The organism is Campylobacter sp. MIT 12-8780 (genome assembly GCF_006864535.1).
Lineage (GTDB): Bacteria > Campylobacterota > Campylobacteria > Campylobacterales > Campylobacteraceae > Campylobacter_D.
Genome location: NZ_QHLL01000008.1, coordinates 46606 through 73584, shown reverse-complemented (window position 1 = coordinate 73584; position 26979 = coordinate 46606). Strand labels below are relative to the sequence as shown.

29 protein-coding genes are annotated in these 26979 nt (G+C 35.3%); 13 read left to right on the top strand and 16 right to left on the bottom strand.

Features of this window, described 5'->3' with window-relative positions:
* Positions 1-60 precede the first annotated feature (60 nt).
* From kdsB to DMB95_RS07365, 4 genes are read right to left on the bottom strand one after another with little or no spacing between them, the layout of a single operon-like run.
* Entirely contained in the window at positions 61-774 is a 714-nt protein-coding gene (gene kdsB, locus DMB95_RS07380) for a 3-deoxy-manno-octulosonate cytidylyltransferase (RefSeq protein ID WP_137632983.1), read from the bottom strand.
* Positions 771-2174 (bottom strand): threonine synthase, encoded by a 1404-nt coding sequence (gene thrC, locus DMB95_RS07375; RefSeq protein WP_142931534.1) that lies wholly within the window; start codon positions 2172-2174, stop codon positions 771-773. Before thrC ends, kdsB begins: the two co-directional genes overlap by 4 nt.
* Before the next feature lie 2 nt (positions 2175-2176).
* Positions 2177-3130: a tetraacyldisaccharide 4'-kinase gene (locus DMB95_RS07370; protein ID WP_142931533.1), complete on the bottom strand. Its 954-nt coding sequence runs from the start codon at positions 3128-3130 to the stop codon at positions 2177-2179.
* Positions 3127-3873, bottom strand: coding sequence for an NAD+ synthase (locus tag DMB95_RS07365; RefSeq protein ID WP_142931532.1), 747 nt, complete (start codon positions 3871-3873; stop codon positions 3127-3129). Before DMB95_RS07365 ends, DMB95_RS07370 begins: the two co-directional genes overlap by 4 nt.
* 58 nt (positions 3874-3931) lie before the next feature.
* Here DMB95_RS07365 and DMB95_RS07360 point away from each other — a divergent pair, with 58 nt between their 5' ends.
* From DMB95_RS07360 to DMB95_RS09575, 3 genes are all read left to right on the top strand, one after another.
* On the top strand, positions 3932-4528 hold the full coding sequence (locus tag DMB95_RS07360; RefSeq protein WP_142931531.1) for an MBL fold metallo-hydrolase: 597 nt from the start codon (positions 3932-3934) through the stop codon (positions 4526-4528).
* Entirely contained in the window at positions 4528-4872 is a 345-nt protein-coding gene (locus tag DMB95_RS07355) for a hypothetical protein (RefSeq protein ID WP_142931530.1), read from the top strand. The genes DMB95_RS07360 and DMB95_RS07355 overlap by 1 nt, the downstream gene beginning before the upstream one ends.
* 111 nt (positions 4873-4983) lie before the next feature.
* The gene (locus DMB95_RS09575; protein WP_162056949.1) at positions 4984-5121 is read left to right on the top strand and encodes a hypothetical protein; all 138 of its coding nucleotides are present in this window, start codon (positions 4984-4986) and stop codon (positions 5119-5121) included.
* Positions 5122-5198: 77 nt separating this feature from the next.
* Here DMB95_RS09575 and ftsY read toward each other — a convergent pair whose 3' ends face one another.
* Both ftsY and DMB95_RS07345 read right to left on the bottom strand, forming a co-directional pair.
* Positions 5199-6065: a signal recognition particle-docking protein FtsY gene (gene ftsY / locus DMB95_RS07350; RefSeq protein ID WP_142931529.1), complete on the bottom strand. Its 867-nt coding sequence runs from the start codon at positions 6063-6065 to the stop codon at positions 5199-5201.
* Positions 6065-6604, bottom strand: a complete 540-nt coding sequence (locus tag DMB95_RS07345; protein WP_137632975.1) for a TlpA family protein disulfide reductase — start codon at positions 6602-6604, stop codon at positions 6065-6067. The genes ftsY and DMB95_RS07345 overlap by 1 nt, the downstream gene beginning before the upstream one ends.
* A 78-nt stretch (positions 6605-6682) precedes the next feature.
* Between DMB95_RS07345 and DMB95_RS07340 the strand changes: the two genes are divergently transcribed.
* The 10 genes from DMB95_RS07340 (at position 6683) to DMB95_RS07295 (ending at position 16920) form a co-directional block, all read left to right on the top strand.
* Positions 6683-7318: a 5-formyltetrahydrofolate cyclo-ligase gene (locus tag DMB95_RS07340; RefSeq protein ID WP_142931528.1), complete on the top strand. Its 636-nt coding sequence runs from the start codon at positions 6683-6685 to the stop codon at positions 7316-7318.
* Positions 7227-8759, top strand: coding sequence for a ribonuclease Y (gene rny / locus DMB95_RS07335; protein WP_142931527.1), 1533 nt, complete (start codon positions 7227-7229; stop codon positions 8757-8759). Before DMB95_RS07340 ends, rny begins: the two co-directional genes overlap by 92 nt.
* Positions 8760-8770: 11 nt before the next feature.
* Positions 8771-9334, top strand: coding sequence for a DedA family protein (locus DMB95_RS07330; RefSeq protein WP_142931526.1), 564 nt, complete (start codon positions 8771-8773; stop codon positions 9332-9334).
* On the top strand, positions 9331-10587 hold the full coding sequence (locus DMB95_RS07325) for a ComEC/Rec2 family competence protein (protein ID WP_142931525.1): 1257 nt from the start codon (positions 9331-9333) through the stop codon (positions 10585-10587). The genes DMB95_RS07330 and DMB95_RS07325 overlap by 4 nt, the downstream gene beginning before the upstream one ends.
* Before the next feature lie 199 nt (positions 10588-10786).
* Positions 10787-13564, top strand: coding sequence for a periplasmic nitrate reductase subunit alpha (gene napA / locus DMB95_RS07320; protein WP_142931524.1), 2778 nt, complete (start codon positions 10787-10789; stop codon positions 13562-13564).
* Positions 13565-13569: 5 nt separating this feature from the next.
* Positions 13570-14319 (top strand): ferredoxin-type protein NapG, encoded by a 750-nt coding sequence (napG, locus tag DMB95_RS07315; protein WP_142931523.1) that lies wholly within the window; start codon positions 13570-13572, stop codon positions 14317-14319.
* Entirely contained in the window at positions 14316-15101 is a 786-nt protein-coding gene (gene napH, locus DMB95_RS07310) for a quinol dehydrogenase ferredoxin subunit NapH (RefSeq protein WP_142931522.1), read from the top strand. Before napG ends, napH begins: the two co-directional genes overlap by 4 nt.
* Entirely contained in the window at positions 15098-15634 is a 537-nt protein-coding gene (locus DMB95_RS07305; RefSeq protein ID WP_142931521.1) for a nitrate reductase cytochrome c-type subunit, read from the top strand. The genes napH and DMB95_RS07305 overlap by 4 nt, the downstream gene beginning before the upstream one ends.
* On the top strand, positions 15635-16582 hold the full coding sequence (locus DMB95_RS07300) for a WD40 repeat domain-containing protein (RefSeq protein WP_142931520.1): 948 nt from the start codon (positions 15635-15637) through the stop codon (positions 16580-16582).
* A 2-nt stretch (positions 16583-16584) separates the two neighbouring features.
* Positions 16585-16920, top strand: coding sequence for a chaperone NapD (locus tag DMB95_RS07295; RefSeq protein WP_137632965.1), 336 nt, complete (start codon positions 16585-16587; stop codon positions 16918-16920).
* Between the two features lie 73 nt (positions 16921-16993).
* Here the strand turns inward: DMB95_RS07295 and DMB95_RS07290 are convergent, their stop codons facing one another.
* The 10 genes from DMB95_RS07290 to DMB95_RS07245 form a co-directional block, all read right to left on the bottom strand.
* Entirely contained in the window at positions 16994-19012 is a 2019-nt protein-coding gene (locus DMB95_RS07290; RefSeq protein WP_142931519.1) for an ATP-dependent helicase, read from the bottom strand.
* A 213-nt stretch (positions 19013-19225) separates the two neighbouring features.
* The gene (cysE, locus tag DMB95_RS07285; RefSeq protein ID WP_142931543.1) at positions 19226-19858 is read right to left on the bottom strand and encodes a serine O-acetyltransferase; all 633 of its coding nucleotides are present in this window, start codon (positions 19856-19858) and stop codon (positions 19226-19228) included.
* Entirely contained in the window at positions 19858-21693 is a 1836-nt protein-coding gene (speA, locus tag DMB95_RS07280; RefSeq protein WP_137632962.1) for a biosynthetic arginine decarboxylase, read from the bottom strand. The genes cysE and speA overlap by 1 nt, the downstream gene beginning before the upstream one ends.
* Entirely contained in the window at positions 21690-22916 is a 1227-nt protein-coding gene (gene hisS, locus DMB95_RS07275) for a histidine--tRNA ligase (protein ID WP_142931518.1), read from the bottom strand. The genes speA and hisS overlap by 4 nt, the downstream gene beginning before the upstream one ends.
* Complete coding sequence (gene tmk, locus DMB95_RS07270) at positions 22909-23493, bottom strand: dTMP kinase (protein WP_142931517.1); 585 nt, start codon at positions 23491-23493, stop codon at positions 22909-22911. Before tmk ends, hisS begins: the two co-directional genes overlap by 8 nt.
* Positions 23484-23963: a pantetheine-phosphate adenylyltransferase gene (coaD, locus tag DMB95_RS07265; RefSeq protein WP_137632959.1), complete on the bottom strand. Its 480-nt coding sequence runs from the start codon at positions 23961-23963 to the stop codon at positions 23484-23486. The genes tmk and coaD overlap by 10 nt, the downstream gene beginning before the upstream one ends.
* Before the next feature lie 59 nt (positions 23964-24022).
* Complete coding sequence (locus tag DMB95_RS07260; RefSeq protein WP_142931516.1) at positions 24023-24637, bottom strand: UbiX family flavin prenyltransferase; 615 nt, start codon at positions 24635-24637, stop codon at positions 24023-24025.
* A complete protein-coding gene (flgA, locus tag DMB95_RS07255; RefSeq protein WP_260604835.1) occupies positions 24634-25338 on the bottom strand; it encodes a flagellar basal body P-ring formation chaperone FlgA in 705 nt (234 codons plus the stop codon). Before flgA ends, DMB95_RS07260 begins: the two co-directional genes overlap by 4 nt.
* Before the next feature lie 40 nt (positions 25339-25378).
* Positions 25379-26155, bottom strand: a complete 777-nt coding sequence (locus DMB95_RS07250; protein WP_142931514.1) for a MetQ/NlpA family ABC transporter substrate-binding protein — start codon at positions 26153-26155, stop codon at positions 25379-25381.
* Positions 26156-26200: 45 nt separating this feature from the next.
* Positions 26201-26977 carry a MetQ/NlpA family ABC transporter substrate-binding protein gene (locus DMB95_RS07245; protein ID WP_142931513.1) on the bottom strand — a complete coding sequence of 259 codons (777 nt, stop codon included), beginning with the start codon at positions 26975-26977 and terminating at the stop codon, positions 26201-26203.
* Positions 26978-26979: the final 2 nt, after the last annotated feature.

Sequence of the window (26979 nt, the reverse complement as noted above, 5' to 3'; positions counted from 1 at the left end):
AAATACTCTATTTTAGAGCCATTCTTTTAAAAAGCACATTTTCAATCAAGCCTTAAATCCTTATACAAAATACTTCAACGCCCTTTCATAGTCTTGTTTGGTATCTATGCCTATACTTTTTGTTTGTATTTCAAGCATTTTGATTTTTTTGCCATTTTCTAGGGCTCTAAGCTGCTCAAGCTTTTCAGCTTGCTCTAAATTTGAGCTTTTTAAGGTGCAAAACTCATTTAATGCCCTTACACTATAAGCATAAATGCCTAAATGTGCTTTAAAGGCTTCATTATAATCTGCTCTTTCAAAAGGAATTTTTGAGCGAGAAAAATAAAGGGCGAAATTATCTTTATCAAGCACGACTTTAACAAGATTGCTATCTTGTGCTTGCTCGCTCGTGCAAGTTTTAAAACAACTTGTCATAAAGGCTGTAATATCTAGGTTTTGCTGACTAAATTCTTTAAATTTATGTAAATTTTCTGGCTCTATAAAAGGCTCATCAGCTTGGACATTGATGATTATCTCATCATCTTTTAAGCCCAAAAGCTTGCAGGCTTCATTAAGCCTATCTGTGCCACTTTCATGTTCTTTGCTTGTAAGCACAGCCTTAAAGCCATGCTTTTTAGCCTCATCAAGCACTTTTTCATCATCAACAGCTATACATACTTCATCAACACCCTTTACTCTTAAAGCAGTTGCGATAAACATAGGCACACCTTTAATCTCGCATAAAATCTTTTCAGGCATTCTGCTTGATTTTAACCTTGCTGGTATGATAATCATTTCTTTATCCACCTTAAAATTTCATCTTTTAAAGCTCTTGCTTCATAGCTTTGAATAGCTTGTTTTTCAAGATCAAAAAGATCTAAAAGCTCGGTTTTTATCCCCTCGCCGTAAGCTTCAGCGATCTCTAACATCGCTTCTTTTTCATCATTGCAAGGCTTGTTAAATAAAGCTTCATACATACTTGGCACAAATTTACTCCACTCAGCTGTTGAAGTAATGAGTGTAGTTTTATGCGGATTTAAAAGCTTAAAGCAAGTTGCAGTGTGTGGATCGATGATGGCGCTTTTTGAGAAGTCTTTGATAAAATGCTTACATTCTAAATCCGTGCAAAAATCAGCCTCAAAATCCTCTTTTAAGCTCTCAAGCTCGTTTTTTGTGAGTTCAAAATGAAGTTTTTCTTTTAAAGCATTCATCAGCTCAAGCGTTCTTACATCGCCAAATTGATCAAAAAGCAAACGTTCTATATTTGAAGATATGAGTATATCCATAGCTGGAGAAAGCGTTTTAACCAGCTTTTTGCCTCTTAAATCATATTTGCCTGTGTTAAAAAATTCACTTAAGATATTATTTGCATTTGAAGCGATCTTTATACGCTTGATTTTTGCCCCCATTTTTTTAGCATAATACGCCCCCAAAGCATCGCCAAAATTGCCACTTGGTATGATGATCTCAAGTTCTTTATCTATCTTTATACAAGCATAATAATGATAAATGATTTGAAACAAAATGCGTGCAAAATTCACTGAATTTGCTGCTGAAAGCTCTATGTTTTCAGTCTTTAAGGCTTGCTTAAACTCAGTATCATTAAGCAAAGCTTTAAGCGTGTTTTGGGCTGTATCAAAGTCGCCATTGATTGCAAAAACTTTGAGATTGTCCTTATCTAGAGCTCTCATTTGCAAGGCTTGAAGCCTACTTGTGCCAGCCTTTGGGTATATGCATACAACTTTAACTTGGCTATTTTCAAAGCTTTTTAAAGTCGCAGGTCCAGTATCTCCACTTGTCGCGCAGCACACAAGGAAATTTTTACCCTCGCTAAAACGTTTTAAAAGCACTCCAAAAGGCTGTAAAGCCATATCTTTAAATGCTCTTGTTGGTCCATGATAAAGCTCGTTGATAAAAAGTTTTTCACTGATTTTATTTAAACGCACAGGACAAGTTTCATCATCAAAACTTTTATAGCTTTTTAAAGCCTCTTTAAAATCCTCGTCAAAGCCAAATTCAAAGCTTTGAATAAGCTTTAAAGCAAAATCATTATAACTTAAGTCTTTATACGCATAGCCGTTAAACTTGGGTAAGCTTAATGGCGCATACAAACCGCCTAAATGAGCAGCTGGATTAAGCAAAGCTTCTTTAAAAGAAACGCTTTGACTTTTATCCCTTGTTCCTACTAAAAGCATTTTTATCCTTTTATATCAAAGTTTTTAAAGCTTTTTATATAATTCATCAAAGCTTCTTTTAAGCTTGACATTAACTCAAGCTCAAGCTTGATAAGTTCATACTTAAAGCCCATATCCTTAACCTTGACAAAGTCCTTAAAAGTCAGCATTAGTGTATCACAATTATGCTTTTTTAGCAAATTTTCAAGCTCGCTTTTTTTATAATCATAATGATCTTTAAAAAAATAACACGCCCTTGCCTTGATGAAATGCTCATACAACCTAAAAGGCTTGGCTATAGAAGCGATTAAAACTGCTTTTTGATTTTCTTTCACATAAGAATACCGCACAAAATCCCTACCCTCAATAGCTATAAAATCAGCCTTTTTAGCATAACTTGGCGGCAAACGATACGCTCCGCTTGGCAAGCTGAAATTAAAATAAGGTTTTGTTTTGCCCTCAAGCAAAAGATCAAATTTCTTGATGTGAAATTTAGAAAAAGCATCATCAAGCAAAATGATACTTGCTCCTAATTCAAGAGCTTTTTGTATGCCTTTTACCCTATCTTCACTCACGATCACGCCATAAATTGCCTTTTCAAAGGCGTATTCCATAGCCTCATCGCCACTTTGCTCTACACTACAAAGTATTTTTTCACCAAGTTTTACGCATATTAAGCCCTTGCTTTTTCGCTTATAGCCTCTTAAAATGATAAAAATTCTAGGTTTCTTTGAGCCTTGTTGTGATAAAAATTCTTGCAAAAATACAGCTATAGCCTTACACATGGGTGTTTTTCCATTTCCACCTAAGCTTAAATTTCCAACGCTAATGATTGGCACTTCAAAGGCTACTTTTTTCTTGAATTGAGTGTTTAAAATAGCAAACAAAGCATAGATAAAGCTTAAGGGTAAAAGCAGATAAGCAAGCGCTTTTTGAAAGAAATTTGGCTTATAAAAATACGAATCAAAAAAGTTCATTCATCAAGACTTATAAAACGAGGAAGTTCAAGCTTAAAGGCATTTTGCCTTTTTCTTTTTTCAATCATCTCAAGCAATTTTGGTTCAAGCTTTGTTAGGGTGCTTTTATCATTTGCTTCAAGAGCTTTTAAAGCCTCATCAATCTGTGCGTAGCTAAAGCCAAGCTCTTTTTCATCACTTTGTCCCTCATACAAATCCGCACTTGGAGCTTTTTTGATAAAAACTTCATCTAAGCCTAAAAATTGAGCAAATTCAAAAATTTCACTCTTATACAACCTTGCTATAGGATTAAAAGCACAAGCTAAGTCCCCATAAATCGTGCCATATCCTAACATCAGCTCGCTTTTATTGCTCGTGCCAACAACCAAAGCATTTTTAAAGGCTGAGTAATCATAAAGCAAGCTCATACGAATTCTTGCGCTTAAGTTGCCTATGCGGATTTTATCTGGATTTTGAATGTTTTGCAAAAAGGCTTTGAGTATGTTTTCAATGTTTATGATCTTATACTCAAGCTTTAAGTTCTCACAAAGTTTTAAAGCATCTTTAAGATTTGTTTCATTAGAAAACTGACTTGGCATTAAAAGTGCAAATACCTTTTCGCCCAAAGCTTTTTTACAAAGTGTAGCTACAAGGGCTGAGTCTATGCCTCCACTAAGTCCTAAAACTACGCCTTTTACGCGGGCATTTTCAAGCTCATCTTGTATAAATTTGCAAAGCTTTTTTTCCAAAAAAGCAAAATCCATTTTCTATCCTTAACTTAAAAATGTATAATTATAACTAAAAATTAACAAGGATTAATAAATGCAAATTTTAAAAAAAGCGTGTGGGGCTTACGGCACAAATTGCTACATACTCAAAAGCGAGCAAGGAGACTTTGTCATCGATCCTGGAGATGGAGCATTTGACTTTGTAAAGCAAAATGCAACTGAGGTTAAAGCGATCTTAAATACGCACGGACATTTTGATCATGTTTGGGATAACGAAGCGGTAAAAAGGCATTTTAAGGCTCCTATTTATATACATAAATTTGATGAGTTTATGCTAAGCGATCCTTTTGGTATGGGGCATGAGCATTCAAAAGCAGATGTTTTAATCACCGATGAAAATGAATTTGACATCTCTGGAGTGAAATTTAAATTCCTTCTTTTTCCCGGACACACGCCGGGGTGTTGTATGATAGAACTTGTCGGTGAAGGCTTGGCTTTTAGTGGGGATTTTTTGTTTCAAGGAAGTATTGGAAGGTATGATTTTCCTTATTCTGATGCAAATTTAATGAAACAAAGCCTAGAGCGAGTGGCTAGCTTTAAAGATGAGCTAAGGCTTTTGCCAGGACACGGAGGAGAAACCACGCTAAAAACCGAGCAAGCTCATCTTGACTTTTGGCTAAGGAACTTTTGATGGTATTTCAAACGCTTTTTGATTCTTTATTTGAGTTTTTGCTCTATTATCTTAGCTTCTTAGCCCTTGTTTCGCTCATAGGAATGAAATTTGCAAAAAAGCACGAGCAATTAGAGCAAAACCCAAGCCAAAAATCAAGCCTTAAAAAGCTGTATAAAAACTGCCCGTGCCGAAAAGCCGTGCAAAATGGTGTGATGAGTAGCGCGTGTATTTATAGTGCAGCAGCTGGTTTTATGCTTTCTTTAACCAATATCGCTTTGATTTCAAACTATACTTTACGAAATTTTATCGTCTTAGCCTTAAGCTTGCTTTGCTTTTATTTAGGCTGGGTGCTGAAAAAATGAGTGCTACTTTTTTGTATAAGATTTAGATAAAGTATTCTTTTTAAGAAAAAATTTATTTTAGTTTAATTATGCTTTAAAATATATTCCATTTGGATAAGGTGGTGCAGATAAATGATACTAGAGGTTTGCAGTGGCATTTTGGATACAAGCTTAGAGTATAATGTCAAGCCTACACTTAAGTTTCAAGAACAAGCTCAAAAGAAAGAACTTGAGTTAAAAAAAAGAAGAAGCTCAAGAGGAAAAAAGTGAAAATCTGCTTGATATAAAAGCTTAAATACTTTGAGCTTTATAAAAAACAGGGCAAAAAGCTAGAGTAAAGCTCATTTTTACTCAAAAATACCTTCAAGCAAAGCTTGCAAATACTCATCAACATTAAATTCAAGTAAATCCTCTACGCCCTCGCCTACTCCTATATAAAGTATAGGAAGCTCAAGCTCTTTTGCTATACCAAATAAAGCCCCACCCTTAGCCGTGCCATCAAGCTTAGTGATAATCACGCCATCAAGTTTAACAAGCTCGTTAAAAGCCCTAGCTTGCAAAATGCCAGCATTACCTTGAGTGCCATCAAGTACGAGGATTTTTTGATGGGGAGCATTTGGCATAGCTTTAGCACAAATTCGCACGATTTTTTCAAGCTCGCTAGCAAGATTTTTTTGATTTTGCAAACGTCCGGCTGTATCTAGGATCACCCTATCATATTTTTTGGCTAAAGCCTTGCTAATCGCATCATACGCTACAGCTGAAGGATCGTGACCTTGTGCGGAAGCGACTATGTCAAGTTCGAGTTTTTTAGCCCAAAGCTTAAGCTGCTCGATCGCTCCAGCTCTAAAGGTATCACAAGCTCCTAAAATCACCTTTTGATTATTTTGTATATAAAAATTTGCAAGTTTAGCAATACTTGTGGTTTTTCCAGCCCCATTTACACCTAAGATAAGCTGAACAAAGGGTTTTTCCTCGATAGCTTTTGGTTTATCATAGATAAAATACGCCTTCATCACGCGTAGCAAATCTTCCTTTTTAACCTCATCGCTTGGCGGAAGATAATATAAAATTTCTTCTATGATCTCATAGCTCACATCAGCTTCAAGAAGCATTTCTTCAAGCAAATCTTTTGAAATTTTTTCCTTACCCTTTTTAAGATCGCTAAAATTAGCAAAGGTTTTTTGCAAACCTTTTTTTAAAAAATCAAGCATTACATAATCGCTTTTTGAATGTCAATATCAAGCATTTCTTGAGGGATAATACCCAAATACTGCCCCACAAGCTCTCCAGAACTTGAATAAAGTATCATCGTAGGTATAGCATTTACTCCACCCACGCTTTGAGCAAAGGTGAAATTTGGCTCACCCAAAGCCACTTTAAAGCTGATTTGTTTTTCATTTATGAAATTTGATACTTCGTTTGAATTTTTATCTTCAAGCAAAATACCGATAATATTAAAATTATCTTGATACTTTTCTTGAAGCTTGTTAAGATGAGGAATTTCAGCCAAACACGGAGCACACCAAGTTGTAAAAAACACAAATAAAGTTGCCTTATCATTACTCACAAACTCAAGTTTTCCTTCATTTGACTTGATAAATAAATTCTCGCCATTATTGAGTTTAAGATCAAAGCTTTGTTTATTGCCCTGTCCCCAAGAAAGAAGTGAGCTTGCGTTTTGTTCATCTTTATCATCACTTGAGCATGAGATTAAAAAAAGAGCTAAAAACAAAGTTATAAAAATTCTCATTTATTTTCCTTTTTAAATTTCGTTAAAATCTTTTAAAAAATGCTAAGATTATATAAGAAATTCATAAATGGATACACAATGAAAGAAGAATTTAGAAAATTGCAAAAAAGCAAATTGATCCAACTTCAAAAATACTTTTTCAGACATGATTTTGCTGTATTTAAAGAATGCCTTCAGCTCATAAAAAACACAAAAGCAAAAAATGTCTTAATCTACCTACCACTTACTTATGAGCTTGATTTATATAAGTTTAGACACGAATTCAGTAAAAATTGTCAGCTTTTTGTTCCATTTATGCAAGATGAAAGTTTAAAAGTGATAAAATTAAGACTACCTTTTTATAAAAAGAGGTTTGGGGTTAAAGAACCAAAGAATTCTTTGATGAGTGTTAGAATTGATTTAGCTATAGTGCCAGTGCTTGGCGTGGATAAAAGCTTTAAAAGAATAGGACATGGTAAAGGTTTTTACGATAGGTTTTTTGCAAGCTTAAAATATAAACCTTTAATCGTTTTTGTGCAAGCTACGCAGGGATTTAGCCAAATAAAACTAAGTCAAGAACACGATATACAAGGTGATTTCTATCTTAACCCTTTTAAAAAATTTTATAAGAAAGAGTTGAAAAATGCTGATAACTTTAACTGCATTTATCGCCGTTATCATAGGCGTAGGGATTGGGTATATAGTTGCCAAAAAAATAAACGATGCAAAGCATGATATTTTTGTTGAGCAGGCGAAAGCAAAAGCAAAAGCCATAGAATACGAAGCTGAACTTGTGCTAAAGGATGCTAAAAATTCAGTTTTAAATGCTGAATTTGAAGCCAAAAAGAAATTTGAGGATAAAAGCCACAAAATGCAAAAAGAATATTCTCAAAAATTTGATGATTTGCACAAAAAAGAGCAAAATCTCAAAGAAAGCTCACAAGAGCTAGAAAAAAAGCAAAAAAAGGCTACAGAGCTTTTTGAAGAAAGCATTAATCTTAAAAACAATTACGAAGAAAAGCTAGTAGAGGTTTTAAAAACCTTGGAACGCTCAGCCGGACTTACCCAAGAAGAAGCCAAAAAAATCGTCTTAAAAAAAGTCGAAGAAAACTCAAGGCAAGAAATCGCTTCTATAGTCCGTAAATACGAAGAAGAAGCCAAAAACGAAGGTAAAAGAAAGGCAAACTACATCATCGCACAAGCGACTTCTCGCTTTGCTGGCGAATTTGCAGCTGAAAGGCTCATCAATGTCGTAAATATCAAAAATGATGAGCTTAAAGGACGCATTATAGGCAAAGAAGGACGCAATGTCAAAACTCTAGAAATGGTGCTAGGCGTGGATATTATCATCGATGATACGCCAGGAGCTATCATAGTAAGTTGCTTTAACCTCTACCGCAGAGCCATAGCGACGAAGGTTATAGAACTCTTAGTTGAAGATGGACGCATTCAACCTGCCCGCATAGAAGAAATTTATGAAAAAGTCTGCAAAGACTTTGAAAGCTCAATCCTTGAAGAAGGCGAAAATATCATCATGGATTTAGGGCTAAGCAAAATGCACCCTGAGATAGTTAAACTTATCGGCAAGCTTAAATACAGAGCAAGCTACGGACAAAATGCTCTTGCTCACTCTTTAGAAGTCGCTCACTTAGCCGGTATCATCGCTGCTGAATGCGGAGGCGATGAAAGCTTGGCTCGTCGTGCTGGGCTTTTGCACGATATAGGCAAAGCTTTAACTCATGATTTTGAAGGCTCACATGTGGATTTAGGAGGCGAGCTTTGCAAACGATATAAAGAGCCTGAAGCTGTGATAAACGCCATTTACGCTCATCATGGACACGAAGAAGCTACAAGCGTGGAAAGTGCGGCTGTTTGCACCGCTGATGTGCTTTCAGCAGGGCGTCCAGGAGCTAGAAGAGAAGTTCTTGAAGCCTTTTTAAAACGAGTAACTGAGCTTGAAAATATAGCCAAAAGCAAAGAAGGGATTAAAAACGCTTATGCTATCAATGCTGGGCGTGAGATTAGAGTCATTGCTAATGCAAAACTTATCAATGATGATGAAGCCGTGCTTTTAGCTAAAGAAATTGCTAGTGAAATTCAAGATAAGGTGCAATTTCCGGGCGAAATCAAAGTCAATGTTATACGCGAGCTTAGGGCTGTGGATTACGCGAGATAAGAGGCTTTTTTATGAGTGAAACTATCGCGAGCTTGCTTGAGTATGGTTATATTATATTGTTTGTGTATTCATTAGGTGGTGGAATGGTAGCTATCTTAGCTGCTGGAGTGTTAAGCGCTGGAGGGCATTTTAGCCTCAGCCTTTGCATAGTCTTAGCCTTTGTGGCAAATACGCTTGGCTCGACACTTTTATTTATCTTAGGCAAATACTATAAAAAAGATTTAATGCCGTATTTTAAAAAACACCGACGCAAGCTTGCTTTAGCTCAAATGAAGATCAAACAATACGGCGTTTTTTTACTTTTGCTTCAAAAATTTATCTATGGACTAAAAACCTTTATTCCTATGGCGGCTGGACTTGCGAAATTTAACTTTTTGAAATTTTTCATTATCAACACATTTGCAAGCTTGCTTTGGGCTATAGCTTTAGGATATGCTGGCTTTGCTTTTGGAGCTGTTATCACACCTTTTATGGATACTTTAGGCACTTATCCTTATCTTGTGCCTTTGTTTTTGCTTGTTTTAATCGTTTTGATTTGGTTTTATCTTTCTTCTTTTTCTAAAAAAACACAATGAAAAGATGGGTAAAAAAATACCAAGAATTCCTTTTTCTTGGATTTTTTTGCCTTTGTGTTTTTAGTCTTAATCTTTTTTATGAATACAGACATTTTTTAGCCTTTAAAGAAAGTAAGCATATCTATCTTAAAGATATTAGCGTGCTTTTAAGTTATATAAAAACAAATGAAAAAGGCAGATCTTATAGGGTTTTAAAGCTTGCTAGCAAGGACTTTAACTTTTATACCACTACAGCTAAAGATAAAGAAATTTCAAACTATGCAAAGCTAAATTTAAGAGCTATTACAAGCAAAGTAAGCTTTAAAGACTATCTTTCAAAAAGCTTTTATATGCCAAGTTATGATTTAAATATCACTTCAACAGAGCCTGTTTTTAAACATAAAATCATTCCTTATTTTCTCAATCAGCACCAAGATGAAAAAGTTAAGGAATTTTATGGGGCTTTATTTTTTGCCCTTAGTGTCTCAAAAGAGCTTCGAAATGATGTCAATCACTACGGCATAGCTCACCTCATAGCCATTAGTGGTTATCATATCGCTTTGATTTTTTCTTTGCTCTTTTTTTGTTTTGCTCCACTTTATAGCTTTTTTCAAAAACGCTATTTTCCTTACCGAAATTTACGGCTTGATTTGAGTGTGATGATTTTTGTATTTTTGCTTTTTTATGCTTATCTCATCGGCTTTGTGCCAAGTTTTGTGCGATCTTTAGTAATGGCTTTGTTTGGCTTTTATCTTTTAGCCAAGCATAATAAAATCATTCATTTTGGGAATTTATTTTTTAGCGTATTAATCTGTCTTGCTTTATTTCCGCAGCTTCTTTTTAGCGTAGGCTTTTTGTTTTCAGTTTTGGGAGTATTTTTTATCTTTTTATATTTACATCATTTCGCAAGCTATTTTAATGCTTTTATTAATATCATCTTGCTAAATTTATGGACTTTTTTAGCGATGATTATCCCAGTGTTACATTTTTTCCCACTTATTTCTTTCCAGCAGTTTTTAGCCATACCTTTAAGTGCGGCTTTTGTTGTATTTTATCCCTGCGTTTTGTTTTTGCACCTCATAGGCTTTGGAGGGCTAGTAGATAGCTATTTACTTGATTTCTTTAACTTTAAATTTCACGCCTTAAATTTTGCAAATATAAGCTTGAACCTACTCTTAGCCTATATATTACTAGCTCTAATTAGCATTCGTTTTAAATGGCTTGCTCTTTTTTGCGTTGTTTTAAATTTAGTGCCGTTTTATGTCTTGCTTTAAAATAGCATTGAAAAGCACTCAAAATGTGGTGATTTTGATAATTTTATATATTGTTTATATTAATTAATATTATTCTAGTCTTTAATTTAAAATCCTTAAAAAAATGTAAAAATAATGCTTAGAAAAATATTCATTTTATATTCGTTTAATAAAAACTCTGCTACAATGAAGTGAAAATCAAATTTTGGAGGTCTTTCTTATGAATAGAAGGGATTTTATCAAAAACTCTGCTATTGCTAGTGCTGCTGGCGTTGCGGGTTTGAGTCTGCCAAGTTCAGCTTTAGCTAATGCTCAAGAACAATGGCAATGGGATAAATCAGTATGCCGTTTTTGTGGAACAGGCTGTGGTATCATGGTCGCAAAAAAAGATGGCAAAATCGTTGCAGTTAAAGGCGATCCAGCTGCTCCGGTAAATCGTGGGCTAAACTGCATTAAGGGGTATTTTAATGCTAAAATTATGTATGGGGAGGATCGTTTGGTGCAACCTTTGCTTCGTGTCAATGAAAAGGGCGAATTTGATAAAAAAGGCAAATTCAAGCAAGTTTCTTGGCAAAGAGCTTTTGATGAAATGGAAAAGCAGTTTAGAAAGGCTTACAATGAACTTGGTGCAAGTGGTATAGCTGTTTTTGGTAGCGGACAATACACCGTTCAAGAAGGTTATGCGGCTGTAAAGCTCATCAAAGGAGGCTTTAGATCAAACAATATCGATCCAAACGCAAGACACTGCATGGCTTCAGCTGTTGTAGCTTTTATGCAAACTTATGGAGTTGATGAGCCAGCAGGCTGTTATGATGATATAGAACTTACCGATACTATCATCACTTGGGGAGCAAATATGGCTGAAATGCACCCGATTTTATGGAGCCGTGTTTCAGATAGAAAACTTTCAAACTTAGATAAAGTCAAGGTTATCAACCTCTCGACTTTTTCAAACCGCACTAGTCATATCGCAGATAGTGAGATCATCTTTAAGCCAAATACTGATTTAGCGATATGGAACTACATCGCTAGAGAGATAGTCTATAATCACCCAGAAGCTTTGGATATGGATTTTATCAAAAATCACTGCATTTTCACTACAGGTTATGCTGACATTGGTTATGGTATGAGAAACAATCCAAACCACCCAAAATTCAAAGAAGCAGAAAAAGATATAGTCGCCAAACAAAACTCTATAGTTCTTGATGAAGAAGAAGCCGTAGCTTTAGCTTATCTTGGCGTTAAAGCAGGTGATACTTTTGAACACAAGCACGCAGGTGCAGCTATGGCTCACTGGGAAATCAGCTTTGAAGACTTTAAAAAAGCCCTTGAACCTTATACTTTAGACTATGTGGCTAAGGTTTCAAAAGGTGATGATAATGAAAGCTTAGAAGATTTTAAGAAAAAACTTCAAGAACTTGCCAATCTTTACATAGAAAAAAACCGCAAAGTTGTGAGCTTTTGGACTATGGGCTTTAACCAACACACAAGAGGTACTTGGGTAAATGAGCAAGCGTATATGGTACATCATTTACTTGGTAAGCAAGCAAAACCAGGAAGTGGAGCATTTTCTCTAACCGGACAACCATCAGCCTGTGGCACTGCTAGAGAAGTAGGCACTTTCTCACACCGCTTACCAGCTGATATGGTTGTAGCAAATCCTAAACACAGAGAAATCACAGAAAAAATTTGGAAACTCCCAGCAAAAACCTTAAATCCAAAGCCGGGCGCTCCTTATCTTAAGATAATGCGTGATTTAGAAGATGGCAAGATCAAATTTGCTTGGGTACAAGTGAATAATCCTTGGCAAAATACAGCCAACGCAAACCACTGGATAGAAGCAGCACGAACTATGGATAATTTCATCGTAGTCAGTGATAGTTATCCGGGTATTTCAGCAAAGGTAGCTGATCTTATCTTACCAAGCGCGATGATTTATGAAAAATGGGGCGCGTATGGCAATGCTGAAAGAAGAACCCAACACTGGAAACAACAAGTCTTACCTATAGGTGAAGCTATGAGTGATACTTGGCAGATGATGGAATTTGCAAAACGTTTTAAACTTAAAGAAGTATGGGGAGAAACAAAGGTTGATGATAAAACGACTTTACCAAGCGTTTTAGAAGAAGCTAAGGCTATGGGTTATAGTGAAGAAAGCACGCTTTTTGATGTACTTTATGCAAATGAAGATGCGAAAAAATTTAGCGCTGATGATGCTGTAATGCAAGGTGTGGATAATAGCGAAGTAAAAGGTGACGCAAGAAAGGTTATAGGCAGTGATGGTAAAGAATTTACAGGCTATGGCTTTTTCGTGCAAAAATACCTCTGGGAAGAATACCGCAAATTCGGACTTGGACACGGACACGATCTAGCAGATTTTAACACCTATCATCAAGTAAGAGGCTTAAGATGGCCTGTAGTCAATGGCAAAGAAACCCAGTGGCGTTTTAACACCAAATTTGATTATTATGCTAAAAAAGCAGCTCCAAATTCAGACTTTGCTTTTTATGGAGCTGCTGATAAAGCCTTGCAAAGAGGAAATTTAATCGCTCCAACTTCTGGCGATGAGAAATTCTCACTTGCAAACAAAACAAAGATTTTCTTCCGTCCATTTATGAAAGCTCCTGAGCGTCCAAGTGCTGAGTATCCTTTCTGGCTTTCTACAGGTAGGGTTTTAGAGCATTGGCATAGTGGAACGATGACTATGCGTGTGCCTGAACTTTATAGAGCTGTGCCTGAGGCGTTGTGCTATATGAATGAACAAGATTGTGCGAAGCTTAGTTTAGCACAAGGCGATCTTGTATGGGTTGAATCGCGTCGTGGCAAGGTTAAAGCACGCGTTGATATGCGTGGTAGAAACAAACCGCCTGTAGGACTTGTATATGTGCCTTGGTTTGATGAAAATGTCTATATTAACAAAGTTACTTTAGATGCGACTTGCCCACTTTCAAATCAAACAGATTTTAAAAAATGTGCGGTAAAAATCACTAAAGCGTAAAAACAATGAAAAACCGAAGAGAGTTTATGCAAACTGGCTTTAAAGCCCTTTGTCTTTGTGCGAGCGGTGGCTTTTTAGCTACGCTTGCACTTAAGGCTGATGAGGGGTATTTTTTACGCCCACCCGGAGCTGAGGATGAAAAGCGTTTTTTATCTTTATGCATACGTTGTGGTTTGTGTGTAAAAGCCTGTCCTTATGATACTTTAAAGCTTGCAAGTGTTTTTGATAGCCCAAAAAATGGCACACCTTTTTTTGAAGCAAGAAAAACGCCATGCTATCTTTGTGAGGATATACCTTGTATAAGAGAATGCCCTACAAATGCTTTAGATCATCAGTATTTAGAGCGTGAAAAAGGTGTTTTGGAACTTAAAATGGGTATAGCTATACTTGATAGTGCAAGCTGTGTCGCTCACTGGGGCGTGCAATGTGATGCGTGCTATAGAGCCTGTCCGTTGATTGATAAGGCTTTAAAACTTGAGCTTAAACGCAATGAACGCACCGCTAAGCATGCCTTTTTGCTCCCTGTTGTCGATCATGAAGTGTGCGTTGGCTGTGGGCTTTGCGAGCGAGCCTGTATCACAGAAGAACCAGCTATCCGTGTTTTACCGCGTGAATATGTGCTTGGTAGAGCCGGGACAAACTATGTCAAAGGCTGGGACAAGCAAGATGAACAAAGGCTAAAAGACGCTGATACAAGCAAGAAAAACGAGCAAAACAAAGCTAGGGATTATCTTAATAGCGAGGATTTGTTATGAGATATTTACTTTTAAGAAGAGCTGTTCAGCTTGGAATTTTAGCTTGTCTTGGCTTTAGCTCGCTTGATTTTATCGCTAAGGGTGATTTAAGCTCATCTGTGTGGTTTGATACCATCCCACTGAGCGATCCTTTTGCTTTTTTACAAATCGTGCTTGCAAGCTTGAGTATAGACGCTGCTGTTTTAAGCGGAGCCTTAATCATTGCTTTTGTGTATGCGGTATTTTTAGGACGCGCATTTTGTGCGTGGGTATGTCCTATCAACCTTATCACTGACTTAGCAGCTTTTGTGCGAAAGAAATTTGGCTTTAAGTCTTCTAAATTTGTGATCTTGCACAAAAACTTACGATACCTTGTGCTTATTTTGTGCTTAGTGCTTTCTTTTGCGCTTTCTTTGCCTGTGTTTGAGAGCATTTCTTATATAGGCATAGTGCAAAGGGGTATTATTTTTGGCAGTGTTTCTTGGCTTTTTGTTGCTTTTGTGATCTTTTGCATAGATAGCTTTTTAAGCCCAAGAGCGATTTGTTCGCATTTTTGTCCTTTGGGAGCATTTTATGCGCTTATCTCTCGTTTTGCTTTGCTTAAAGTAAAGCACAAAGCACAAAACTGCACCAAATGCTATAAATGCATAGAAATCTGCCCTGAAAAACAAGTGCTTTTTATGGTAGGTAAGGAAAGCAAAAGCGTAAGTTCTGGGGAGTGCATAAGATGTGGGCGTTGCATTGAAGTTTGTGATGATGATGCTTTGGTTTTTAATATTTTAGATTTAAGGAGTAAAAAATGAAAAAGAAAATTATAATGTTAGCGTGTGTGTGTGCTTTAACTTTCATCGCTTGTCAAGATAAAAAAGAAAGCACAAGTTCAGCACTAAGTTCTGATGAGATAGGCATAAGAAAAACAAGCGTTGAAAACGAAAACAATGTTGTTTTACCTGATGCAAATTTCACTACTTTGCAACCGGGCGAATCAAATTTGATCGAACGATCATTTGAAAACGCTCCACCGCTTGTGCCTCATAGCATTGAGGATATGCTTCCTATCACAAGGGAAAATAATATGTGCTTAAGCTGCCACGACAAAGCAATTGCTGCCGATGTAGGTGCTACAGCTATGCCTATGACTCATTATTTTGACTTTCAAGCAGGTAAAGCAACTGGCGATGAAGTAAGTAACGAAAGATTTAACTGCACCCAATGCCATGTGCCTCAAAGTAATGCAAAACCTTTGGTTGGAAACACTTTCAAGCCAGAGTTTAAAAGCGAAGAAGCAAAGAAAAGATCAAATCTCATCGATGCCTTAAACGAAGGGGTAAAATAAATGCCAAAAGCTCTTGCTATCTTGCTTTTAAGCCTAAGTTTATCTTTAGCCTTAGAAGCTGAAGTGTTTAAAAAAACTCAAGATCATTCAAATATAATGAGCTTGAGTAAAGCAGATGAAATTTTACTCATCGGCACGGATTTAGGTAGTGTAGAGCTTTTTGACTTAAAAGAAAAAAAGAGTGCGTTTTATCTTCAACTTGCAAAGATAGAAAATTATTATGAAAAAAATGTCTCGCCACGCGTTTTTAGTCTTGATATGCAAAAAGATAAGGTGCTTATCTTAAGCGAGGCTTCATTTGGTGGAAAAAACCTAAATTTACTTGATCAAAACAAAAAGCTACAAAGCAAAAAGCTTGCTTTTGATTCTGCAAAAAAAGCCTTTTTACTTGATGATGATAAGGTTTTACTTGCTCTTTCTTCAGCGCGTTTAATCTTGCTTGATTTTTCAAATTTAAAAGTGCTAAAAGAGTATATTTTTTCACATTCTAGCTTAAATGATGCTGCATTGAATGAAGATAAAAGCAAGCTTGTAGCTGGCTTTGAAAGCGGAGAAGTCAAGCTTTTTGATCTAAAAAGCTGGCAAGAAGTTGCTAATTTTGATCAAATTCACAAAGATAGTGTATATAGTGTGGATTTTAAAAACTCAAGCGTTTTAAGTTGTGCTACTGATAGAAAAGTGGGGCTTGTGCAAAATGGCGTGCAACGTTTTATAGAAAGGGATTTTCTTATCTATACTTGTGCTTTAAGTGCTAATGCAAGCGTATTTGCTTTTGGCGATAGTAGCAAAAATACACTTGAAATTTTCTCTAGCTCAAATCTAAAAAGAATAAAAGCTTTTGAAAATCTTAATTTTTCACTCGAACACATACTTTTTTTAGATGAAAAAACTTTACTTGTTTCAGGATATAATGATACAATTTTAATTTTTACACTCAATGAAGGATAAAAATGAATATCTCAAGCGTTTTAATCATAGCAAAAAAAGAACACCAAGATAAGCTTTTAAAAGAGATTAAGCTCATCAAAGACTGCAGCGTCGAGCTTAATGAAAATGACAAAATCATCGTAATCATTGAAAGTGAGTGCTTAGATGATGAGCTAAAAGCATACAAAAGCTTAGAAGCCTTAAAAAATATCATCAGCATAAATATGGTTTTTTCTTATCAAGACTTAGATGAAGATATTCAAAAAGCAAGTGAAGGCAAAAACTTGCTTGAAAAACTTGAAAAGAAAGAAAATGCAAAAGATATAGAGTATTATGGAAATATCTTTCAAAAATACTAAATTTGCATAAGTATTTTTGTAATTTTTTAAAATCCACAAACCCTACCTCATTTTTTCGCTTTAGATATTTTAACTAAGAAGGCTTACACAAACCAGCTTCAATGAGAAAGCAAGAAGGCTTATAGTGAGTGTTTTTGTTTTTATCATACTTGGCATAACTAAGATAAAGCATATCTTTTGCTCTTGTTGCAGCCACATAAAACAGCCTTCTTTCTTCCTCTAAAGATCCACCCATAAGCATAAGCTTTTCATTAGGAAAACGTCCCTGTGCAAGATCGACAACAAAAACAAGATCAAACTCAAGCCCCTTGCTTGCATGAACGCTAAGTAAATTTACCCCAGAGCCATTACTCATCTCGTTTGCTCCAAGTGTAAGAAAATTATAAAATTTATAAACATCACTATAATTTTTTGCCAAATCCTTAAGCATAGCCAGCTTCAACTCTATCTTTTCTAACGCCAGCTTTTTTTTATCCATATCAACATGCCCTGCTTTATTTGTCGCTCTTTTTGTCGCCAAAAACTCACAAATTTTAACAAAAAGCTCGTTTTCTAGGATAAGTGCAATAAGCTCATTTGAATTTATTGTTTTAACACTTTCTTTTATAAAATGATATATTTTTTCAAGCTTTAAGGCTATATATTCATTGATTTTTGGTAGGCTTAAAATGGGATTTTCATTAAATTCGCTCTTTAAATGAAAGCGGCTTGGGTTTTGCAAGCTTTCAAGCTCCTCAAAAAGCCCCAAATCATAGCTTTTTCTTGCTGTTTTTTTTAAATTTGCTTTTTTATCTGGCTCTAAAAAACCACGGATTAAATTACCCTCGCCAAGTTGTAAAAAACTATCAAAAAGCTCCTTTGCAAGCACACTCCCAACACCTTTTACATACTCAAGCAAATGAATAAATGCCATGATATCTTTAGGATTTACCCTTAAAGCAAGCATTGCACAAAATGCTTTAATCTCAAGGCTATCAAAAAAACTACGACTTTCCTTTCGCACACAAGCAATACCCTGCTCTCTTAAAGCCACCTCCATACCATCAGCGCTTGAGTTATTGCGAAAGATCACTGCTACCTTTTCAAAACTCACCCCACTTGTAAGTATGATTTTAGCAATATGCTGATATTGCTCAAAAAGCTCATTAAAAACGAGCAAAACAGGAGCTTTAAACTCTCCTTGCCTTGTTACAACAAGTTCTTTTGGATAAAGGCGTTCGTTATTGATAATGACTTTGTTTGCAAGGGCAAGTATGAAACGACTTGAGCGATAATTTTTATTTAAGGTGTGAATTACAGCGTCTTTAAATCTTTCTTTAAAGCCTCCTATAATACCAATGTCAGCCCCATTAAAAGCATAAATACTTTGATCATAATCCCCCACACAAAACAAACTTTTGCTTTTAAAAGCCTCTATCAAAGAACCTTGCAAGGTATTTGTATCTTGATACTCATCAACTAAAATTTCATCAAATTCTTTTTTCTCTTCATTTAAGCTTTCTTTAAGATGAAGCAACAAGTCATTAAAATCTACATAATTAAACCGCTTTTTTTCCTCCTCATACTCGTGCAAAATATCTTGATAAATTTCTGCAAAAACGGCTTGTTCTGGGTAGTTTTGACAAAAAAATGCTTCAAAATTCCTATCTTTGCTTTTATTTTGAAAAAGTGAGTATATATCATACAAATAACTTGGCATATAAGGCTTAGTATCACTTAAATGAGCAAAAGTTCTTCGCTCATAAACACTTTTTAAAAGCACTTTAAGTTCAGCATTTGGCTTTAAAAGTATTTCTTTGTTGCGTTCTTTAAGTAAGGTATAAGCGGTGCTGTGAAAGGTTCCGGCGATAATTTTTTGTGTAATTTCTTTTGGAAAATAAAGACTTAAGCGAGAGATCATCTCTTTACTTGCTTTGTTTGTAAAGGTTAAAAGCATAATCTTTTCAGCACAAATTCCTTGCTTTAAAAGATATGCTATGCGCGCAACTATGGTAGAAGTTTTACCCGTGCCAGCACTAGCGATGATAAGATTGTGTCCGAGTTTGGCTGTGGCGGCTTTGTATTGTTCTTCATTAAGCTTTGAAAGTGGCATTATTTTCCTTAAACTAAAGGCAAGATTATAGCAAAATTTATCAAATCAAACTTTTATTCTTTCTCAAAAAATCAAATCAAACTTTACAACTTAAGCTATAAAAATACTTTTTATTTTTATTATCTGTAAAAAAGGTGTTTTAAAAGCATAAATTTTTATAAAAATAAGCTAGTTAAAAGTTTTGCAAATCCCTTGTCTTTTTTGAGCTAAAAACTAATACTCATTTTTTCCATGCAAAAGCAAATTCTCAAGCTCAAGCACTCTTTTTTCAAGCAAAGCAAGTTTGTCTTCGCAATGCTTGTCTATAGCTCTGCTATTTTCTTTTTTGTTTTTTACTATCCTTGCTGGTATGCCAACAGCTGTTGCGCTTTCTGGAACATCGGCTATAACTACAGCATTTGAGCCTATTTTTGCGTTTTTGCCTATGGTGATATTGCCAAGCACTCTTGCTCCTGCTCCTATGATAACACCGCTTTTTATGGTAGGGTGACGTTTAGTGTTTTTATCTAGGCTTGTGCCACCTAAGGTTACGCCTTGATAGATCAAAACATCATCTTCAATGATAGCCGTTTGTCCTATAACAACTCCATTTGCATGATCGATAAATACACGTCTGCCAAGTTTTGCGCCAGGGTGTAAATCAACTCCTGTAAAAAATTGTGAAATTCCGCTGATAACACGAGCGATTCGCTTGCATTTTCTTGTGTAGAAAAAATGCGCAAAGCGGTAATTTACCACAGCCCAAATACCAGGATAATTAAAAAAAAGCTCAAGAACTGAATGATAAGCTGGATCTTGAAGCTTAGCTTGATCAAAATCTTCTTTAATAAGAGCAAAAAAATTCATCACACATCTGCACTTTTTAAATATCCATTATCATTTAAAAATAGATAAAGTTCGCCTAAAATTTGCTTTTTTTGCTTTTCATTCACAAGTTTTGAATTTGAAATTCTTTCATTAAGTATGTCCATAATCACATGGATATCATAATCTAAATCGTCTAAAGTATCAAGTATGGATTGAGCTTCTATGACACTTTCGAGCTCATAGCCTTTTTCATCTATCTTTATACTTGCTTCAGTAGGATGCACAAAAAGATTGTGTTTCATTCCAAGTACTTCTTGATAAGCTCCTACTAAAAAAAATCCTAAAAAATAATTTTCTTTCTCAATATCTATGTCGTGTAAAAATAAAGGATTGCTCTTAGAATATGAAATTTCACCATCGCTATCACAAGTAATATCCCAAATGCTCGCACTTCTTGTTGGTTTTTTATCCAAATGCGTCAAAGGCATGATAGGAAAATTTTGCTCTAAGCCCCAAAAATCAGGGATTGATTGAAAAAGTGAAAAATTGATCAAATAACGTTCTTGCACCTCATTTTGCAAGGCTAAAAAATCAGCTGAGTTTTGCGTATCTCCAAGCAAAGCAATGGCTTTTTTGATGATTAAATGCACTAAAATTTCAGTATTTGATCTATCTATTAAATCCACATAGCCTAGATCAAAAAGGGTTAAAATGCTCTCCATATGATCTATGCTATCGTGCATATATTCAAGGGCATTTGAAGGCTTTATACTTTTATATAGATCATAAAGCTCATCAACAAGCTTTGGATTTTGCTTTTTAAGTGCAAGTTTGCTTTCTGTGTATTCTTGAGAAAAAAGCTCTAAAACAGGAGCAATTAAAACAGCATGGCTTGCCGCGACAAAACGTCCGCTTTCTATAAAAATGTCTGGCTCTAAGTCCTTTTTTTGCTCGGCTATATTTTTAAGGATAAACACCACATCATTAGCATACTCACCTAAGGTATAGTTTTTGCTTTGCTCATCCTTAAACTGCGAGTACTCCACAGCTAAGCCTCCGCCTAGATTAATGGCTTTTAAATTTTTTGCTCCCATTTTTCTTAGCTCTGTGTAGATATTGCCTGCCTCATTTAAAGCTTTTTTAAGGGGGTGGATTTCAGTGATTTGCGAGCCAAGATGAAAATGTATCATGGTAAAATACTCAAGTAAGTTATTTTTTTTAAGCAAATTAATAGCCTCTATAAGCTCAGTTGAAGTAAGTCCAAACTTAGAGTTTATCCCTCCACTCTTAGCCCAAATTCCAACCCCAGCTGAATGAAGCCTTACCCTTAAGCCTATATTTGGCTTAGGCTTAAAACGTTCCTTAGCTATATCAATAATGCTTTCAAGCTCATTTAAGCCCTCTATAGTCAAAGTGATATTATGCCCCATTTCGCGAGCTATAAAGCCTATGTTGATAAGCTCTCTGTCCTTAAAGCCATTGACTGTGATGGGTGCGTCTTGATTATTATACGCCATAGCCAGCAAAAGTTCAGCCTTTGAACCTGCTTCAAGTCCGTAATTATAATCCTTGCCAAGTTTAACAAGGTTTTTTACAAAGCCTGGATATTGATTTACCTTGAGCGGATATACAGCGTTAAATGAGCCTTTATAGTCAAATTCCTTTCTTGCATTTGCAAATTTACCATAAATATTTTCAATTTGCTTGTGGATAAGATGAGGAAAACGAAGCAACAAAGGTCCTTTATAGCCATCATCTCTTAAGGCTCTTATGATCTCAATGAGGGCTGGTTTTTTGCCAAAATTTACACAAACCTTGCCATTTTTAATGATGAAATTATCATCGCCCCAAATATCTATACCATAATCTTTCATAAAGCCTGCTCCAAGTCTTTAATGCGTATGAGTTTTTCTTCTTTTGTGCTTAAGTTTTTATAAAAAAGACTTTGTTTTTGCGCCTCATCTTCACCCATACATAAAAAAACTTCAGCTCCTAAAGTATCAGCTTGATTTAAATGCTTTGCAAGCTTTTTTGCTTCATGATTAAAATGCACGATTTTGCTTTCTTGAAGTTTTAAACTTAAAGCAAAAAGCTCTTTGATAAAAGCCTCATCTAAGGCACAAAGATAAATTCCTTTTCTTAGCTCTTTTTGTTCTTTAAGCTCTAAAATCGCCATTAAACGTTCTATACCTATAGCAAAGCCCACTCCATAACCTTGCTTGCCTCCAAGATAAGCAATCAATCTATCATAACGCCCACCACCTGCTACAGCAGACTTTGCACCAAGTTCATCACTTTCAAACTCAAAAGCCGTTTTTGAGTAATAATCAAGCCCACGCACCAACCTTTCATCACACTCAAAGCTTATACTACTCGCACTTAAAAGCTCTTTTAAAAGGCTAAAATCTTGCCTGCATTCCTCGCATAAGCACTCACTTAATTTTGGGTGATTTTTTAAAAGCTCTTGACAATGCTCGTTTTTGCAATCAAGCATACGAATAACATTTTGTTCCTTGCGTCTTAAACAATCCTCACAAAAGCCTTCCTTGCTCTCAACAAAGGCAAGAAATTTTTGCTTAAACACTCCCATGCACTTTTCACAACCTAGTGAGTTTATCTTTAATCTTGTTTGAATTTCAAGTTTTTTTAAGATAGTATGAAGCATGGCTATGAGTTTTGCATCCTCATATACACTTGGGGTGCCAAAGCTTTCAACCCCAAATTGATGAAATTCACGCAAACGTCCTTTTTGTGGTCTTTCATAGCGAAACATTGAACCATGATAAAACCATCTTTTTACACTCATACTTTTATCAAATTTATGCTCTATATACGCTCTTACAACCCCAGCCGTGCCCTCAGGTCGCAAGCAAACTTCATTTTGCCCCTTATCGATAAACTCATACATTTCTTTACCCACTATATCAGAGCTTTCTCCAACACTGCGTCTAAAAAGCTTGCTAAGCTCTAAATGAGGTGTATTTATAAAGCTAAAACCATAGTTTATAGCTACTTCCTCGCAGGTTCGCACCACTTTTTCATAAAGCCTAGCCTGCTTATCAAAGATATCTTTCATTCCTTTTAAAGCACTAATCATTGATAAATTCCTTAATTAATTTATGAAGTTTAAGCTTATCCTCACAAGCTTCAAGCGTGATAAACTCGAGATTTTTTTGCTCTTTTAAAAACAAAAGCGTTTTTTTGAAATTTTCTTGTATATTCATAAAATACTCAAAGCCTCTTTGTTCTATCTTATCAAGCCCTTTGCCAACAAGTCTTTGTCTAAGTACTTCTTCATCGGCTTGTAAAAACACAGCCTTTTTTGGAAAAAAATCCTCAAGCACAAAATCATTTAAAAAAAGCAAACTTTCTAAGCTAAAATGCACGCTTGCATAAGCTATACCAGAAATAACACTTCGATCTGAGATAATGAGCTTATCAGAATTTGGCTTTAATACGCGTTCAAAATGATCAGCCCTATCAGCCAAAAAAAGCATAAGTTCAGTTTTTGCATCAAAACTATACTCGCTATTAAGCAATAAGGTTCTTATATGCTTGCCAAATTCAGTTGCACCGGGTTCAAGCGTAAAAAGAGCGTTTTGAAATTCAGGCTTTAAGAGCTCTATTTGTGTGCTTTTGCCTACTCCATCAAGTCCTTCAAATACTACATACATTCTCTATCTTTCATATAAGGAATAATCTCTTTTGGCACAAGCGAGCTTAAATCTCCGCCGTGTTCATTTACTGAACGCACTATGGAGCTTGAGATAAAAGCGTTTTTCAAATGAGGCATCAAAAAAATGGTTTCAAATTCTTGCCATAAGGCATTATTAGCATAATTAAGCTGCAATTCATACTCAAAGTCGCTCACCGCTCTAAGCCCACGAATGACAGTGCTTATATTCATCTGCCTTGCTAAATCCACAAGCAAAAAATCAAAAGTGATGATTTGCACATTGCCCTTTAAATTTTCAGTAGCCAGCAAAGCAAGTTGTTTTCTTTTTTCTAGGCTAAAAAAGGGGTGTTTTTGCTCATTTTTAGCGATGGCTACGACAACTTTATCAAAGATATTTAAGGCTCTTTTAATCACATCTAAATGCCCATTTGTGATAGGATCAAAGGTGCCTGGATATAAACAAGTCATTTGCTTTACTCCAATTTTAAATTTATACGATCAAACAAAGAATTCTAGCAAATTTTTGCTTAATCCAACTCATTTTGCCATTTTTTAAATAAATCATGTTTTAAGCCAAGTAAATCAAGCCATTTGCCAACGATGAAATTTTCAAGTTCTTTTAAGCTTGAAGCCTTACTATAGCTTGCCATTACAGGAGGAGCTATACAAACGCCCATCTTAGAAAGCTTATACATATGTTTTAAATTTAAAGTTGAAAAAGGCAGTTCTCTTACCCCTAAAATGAGCTTTTTTTGCTCCTTTAAAGCCACAGCACAAGCTCTAGTAAGCAAAGTATGAGCTAAGCCTTGATAAATTTGAGCTAGAGTATTGATAGAACAAGGGGCGATGATAGTTTTTTCTATACCAAAAGAACCGCTTGAAACCCCAACAGCTAAGTTTTTATCATCAAAAAACTGCGTTTTTTCAAGCTTAAATTTATCCTTGCAAAAGCATAAAAACTCATCTTGATGAGTTAAGTTTTGCTGGACATTTTCAGCTAAAAAGCTGGTTTTTGCCCCCTCGCTTATCACTGCATAAATTTGTAATCTTTGTTCTTGCAAAGCAATATTTTCTAAAGCCTTAAGCAAAGAAAAGCCTAAATTTACACTACTTGCCCCACTTATACCAACAAGAATTTTCATTGCAAAAGCACCTCGTTTTTGTTGATAATCTGTCCTTGCATAACTTTGCCATCTTTAGTTTTGACTTTGATTATCTCGCCTTTATCGCCACTTTCAAGGGCACTTACTTCAATCAGCACATTTAAACCTTCATCTTTAAGCAAGCCTTGTATAGTATTGTTTTTTTTGATGAGCTTGTTACCTTTAAACATATTTTTTTTCAAAATACTATTTTTTCGTATTGTAGTCTTAGCAATCAAATCAAGATCATCATCACGCAAAAGAGCATCTTGAGGCACTTTATCAAAACTCATTAAAACAAGATTATAATCAAAAGCACTCAAGCTTTGTCCTCTTTCTAAGTCCTTATTTGCCCTTAAAACCTCTAAATCAGCCTTGATAAAATAGCGTAAAAAAATATTCCTTTGCAAGTTTTGCGGGCTTTTAAATTCAGCTCTTAAATAACCATTTGCTCGGTTGAATTTACCTTGTGCAAGTTTTAAAAATTTATATTGTGAAAAGTCCCTTGGTAAAGAATTAGTGTGAAGCTCTATATCTTTGATGATAAGGGTTGGGAATTTGTTTTGATATGTCTTGATAAGTTCGAGTTTTACTTGTTCTAGATTTGTATCAAGTCCAAAAGCTAAAAACGGCACAAATAACAAAAAACAAATTTTTCGTATCAAAGCCTTGCTCCGTAGTTTTTTTACACTATCATACAAAAAAATTCTTATAAAACAAAGCTTTGAAACGCATTTTTGTCTAAAAAGTTGGGATGATATTACCCTCATATTTTTCAAGCATAAATTTCTTTACTTCTTGACTATGCAAAATTTCTTTTATAACTTGAGTTTTGGCTGAATTTATATCTTCTTTACGCACAGCAAGAAAATTTGCATAAGGACTATTTTTATCCTCTAGGATAATAGAATCCTTAAGCGGTTTTAAACCAAAATCAAGAGCGTAGTTAGTATTAATCACCGCTAAATCCACATCCTCTAAAGCCCTTGGAACTTGAGCAGCTTTTAACTCTTTAAATTTTAATTTTTTAGGATTAGAACTAATATCAAGCGGGGTTTTTAAAGCTACTTTCCCATCAAGCTTGATTAAATTTGCTTTTTCAAGGACTTCCAAAGCCCTACTTTCATTTGTAGGATCATTTGGCACAGCTACACTTGAGCCAGTTTTAAGCTCACTTATATCCTTAAATTTTCTTGAATACGCCCCCATAGGAAAGATAGCCACACTTAAAACAGCTTGTAAATCTGTCTTATTTGCCTTGTTAAACTCATCTAAATACGGCTTATGCTGAAATAAATTTGCATCCAGTGAGCCTTCAAGCAAGGCTTTATTTGGTATAGAATAATCGCTAAATTCAACGATTTTAAGCTCATAGCCCTTTTGTTTAAAAAGCGGTTTTGCAAATTCTAAAATTTCACCAAAAGGCACCGGAGTTGCTCCTATAGTGATGATCTTATCATTTGCACTCAAATTTGTTAAAAAAAGCAAGCTCGCTAAAATAAAAGCTTTAATTTTCATATATACTCCTTTGTATGCCAAGCCCCTTTTTTAAGGAGCTTTGGTTTAAAATGCTGGGATTACCGCACCTTGATATTTTTCTTCGATGAATTTTTTCACTTCATTGCTTTGTAAGGCTTTGATTAAAGCTTTGGTTTTAGCTGTGTTTTCATTGCCAGCTTTTACAACTAAGATATTCACATAAGGACTATCTTTGCTTTCTATAACAAGAGAATCCTTAACCGGATTTAAATTTGCTGCCATAGCATAGTTTGAATTAATCACAGCAAAATCAGCATCTTCTAAAGCCCTTGGAAGCTGGGCAGCTTTAAGCTCTAGGAATTTAAGCTTAAGATCATTTTTGCTAATATCAAGTGGAGTTTTAAGCTCTTTTTGAGCGTCTTTAAACTCAATCGCTTTTGTGCTAGCGATGATATTTAAAGCCCTGCTTTCATTTGTCGGATCATTTGGAATAGCAATTTTTGCACCATTTTTAAGCTCTTTGATATTTTTAAATTTCTTAGAATACACACCCATAGGCTCAAGGTGAATGCCAGCGACACTAACAAGCTTTGTGCCTTTGTTTTTGTTAAATTCATTTAAGTATGGTGTATGCTGAAAGAAGTTCGCATCAAGCTCGCCACTATCTGTAGCTAAGTTTGGTTGCACATAATCGTTAAATTCTTTAATCTCAAGCTCAAAGCCAGCTTTAGCTAAATTTGGCTTTATAAACTGCAAGATCTCAGCATGAGGCACAGGAGTAGCTCCAACGATGATTTTTTCTGCATTTGCGTAAGTGGTTAAACCTAAGATAGAGGCTAGAAGTAGAGTTTTTAATTTCATTT

What these genes read in the sequence shown, in the direction of transcription:
- napH (WP_142931522.1), top strand. Translation starts at nt 14,316, where the DNA reads ATGAGATATTTACTTTTAAGAAGAGCTGTTCAGCTTGGAATTTTAGCT.
- DMB95_RS07365 (WP_142931532.1), bottom strand. Translation starts at nt 3,873, where the DNA reads ATGGATTTTGCTTTTTTGGAAAAAAAGCTTTGCAAATTTATACAAGAT.
- DMB95_RS07305 (WP_142931521.1), top strand. Translation starts at nt 15,098, where the DNA reads ATGAAAAAGAAAATTATAATGTTAGCGTGTGTGTGTGCTTTAACTTTC.
- napA (WP_142931524.1), top strand. Translation starts at nt 10,787, where the DNA reads ATGAATAGAAGGGATTTTATCAAAAACTCTGCTATTGCTAGTGCTGCT.
- DMB95_RS07250 (WP_142931514.1), bottom strand. Translation starts at nt 26,155, where the DNA reads ATGAAAATTAAAGCTTTTATTTTAGCGAGCTTGCTTTTTTTAACAAAT.
- DMB95_RS07260 (WP_142931516.1), bottom strand. Translation starts at nt 24,637, where the DNA reads ATGAAAATTCTTGTTGGTATAAGTGGGGCAAGTAGTGTAAATTTAGGC.
- DMB95_RS07355 (WP_142931530.1), top strand. Translation starts at nt 4,528, where the DNA reads ATGGTATTTCAAACGCTTTTTGATTCTTTATTTGAGTTTTTGCTCTAT.
- DMB95_RS07345 (WP_137632975.1), bottom strand. Translation starts at nt 6,604, where the DNA reads ATGAGAATTTTTATAACTTTGTTTTTAGCTCTTTTTTTAATCTCATGC.
- DMB95_RS07330 (WP_142931526.1), top strand. Translation starts at nt 8,771, where the DNA reads ATGAGTGAAACTATCGCGAGCTTGCTTGAGTATGGTTATATTATATTG.
- coaD (WP_137632959.1), bottom strand. Translation starts at nt 23,963, where the DNA reads ATGACTTGTTTATATCCAGGCACCTTTGATCCTATCACAAATGGGCAT.
- rny (WP_142931527.1), top strand. Translation starts at nt 7,227, where the DNA reads ATGCTGATAACTTTAACTGCATTTATCGCCGTTATCATAGGCGTAGGG.
- napG (WP_142931523.1), top strand. Translation starts at nt 13,570, where the DNA reads ATGAAAAACCGAAGAGAGTTTATGCAAACTGGCTTTAAAGCCCTTTGT.
- cysE (WP_142931543.1), bottom strand. Translation starts at nt 19,858, where the DNA reads ATGAATTTTTTTGCTCTTATTAAAGAAGATTTTGATCAAGCTAAGCTT.
- ftsY (WP_142931529.1), bottom strand. Translation starts at nt 6,065, where the DNA reads ATGCTTGATTTTTTAAAAAAAGGTTTGCAAAAAACCTTTGCTAATTTT.
- DMB95_RS07340 (WP_142931528.1), top strand. Translation starts at nt 6,683, where the DNA reads ATGAAAGAAGAATTTAGAAAATTGCAAAAAAGCAAATTGATCCAACTT.
- DMB95_RS07245 (WP_142931513.1), bottom strand. Translation starts at nt 26,977, where the DNA reads ATGAAATTAAAAACTCTACTTCTAGCCTCTATCTTAGGTTTAACCACT.
- DMB95_RS07370 (WP_142931533.1), bottom strand. Translation starts at nt 3,130, where the DNA reads ATGAACTTTTTTGATTCGTATTTTTATAAGCCAAATTTCTTTCAAAAA.
- DMB95_RS07295 (WP_137632965.1), top strand. Translation starts at nt 16,585, where the DNA reads ATGAATATCTCAAGCGTTTTAATCATAGCAAAAAAAGAACACCAAGAT.
- DMB95_RS07325 (WP_142931525.1), top strand. Translation starts at nt 9,331, where the DNA reads ATGAAAAGATGGGTAAAAAAATACCAAGAATTCCTTTTTCTTGGATTT.
- thrC (WP_142931534.1), bottom strand. Translation starts at nt 2,174, where the DNA reads ATGCTTTTAGTAGGAACAAGGGATAAAAGTCAAAGCGTTTCTTTTAAA.
- kdsB (WP_137632983.1), bottom strand. Translation starts at nt 774, where the DNA reads ATGATTATCATACCAGCAAGGTTAAAATCAAGCAGAATGCCTGAAAAG.
- DMB95_RS07360 (WP_142931531.1), top strand. Translation starts at nt 3,932, where the DNA reads ATGCAAATTTTAAAAAAAGCGTGTGGGGCTTACGGCACAAATTGCTAC.
- DMB95_RS09575 (WP_162056949.1), top strand. Translation starts at nt 4,984, where the DNA reads ATGATACTAGAGGTTTGCAGTGGCATTTTGGATACAAGCTTAGAGTAT.
- tmk (WP_142931517.1), bottom strand. Translation starts at nt 23,493, where the DNA reads ATGTATGTAGTATTTGAAGGACTTGATGGAGTAGGCAAAAGCACACAA.
- speA (WP_137632962.1), bottom strand. Translation starts at nt 21,693, where the DNA reads ATGAAAGATTATGGTATAGATATTTGGGGCGATGATAATTTCATCATT.
- hisS (WP_142931518.1), bottom strand. Translation starts at nt 22,916, where the DNA reads ATGATTAGTGCTTTAAAAGGAATGAAAGATATCTTTGATAAGCAGGCT.
- DMB95_RS07290 (WP_142931519.1), bottom strand. Translation starts at nt 19,012, where the DNA reads ATGCCACTTTCAAAGCTTAATGAAGAACAATACAAAGCCGCCACAGCC.
- DMB95_RS07300 (WP_142931520.1), top strand. Translation starts at nt 15,635, where the DNA reads ATGCCAAAAGCTCTTGCTATCTTGCTTTTAAGCCTAAGTTTATCTTTA.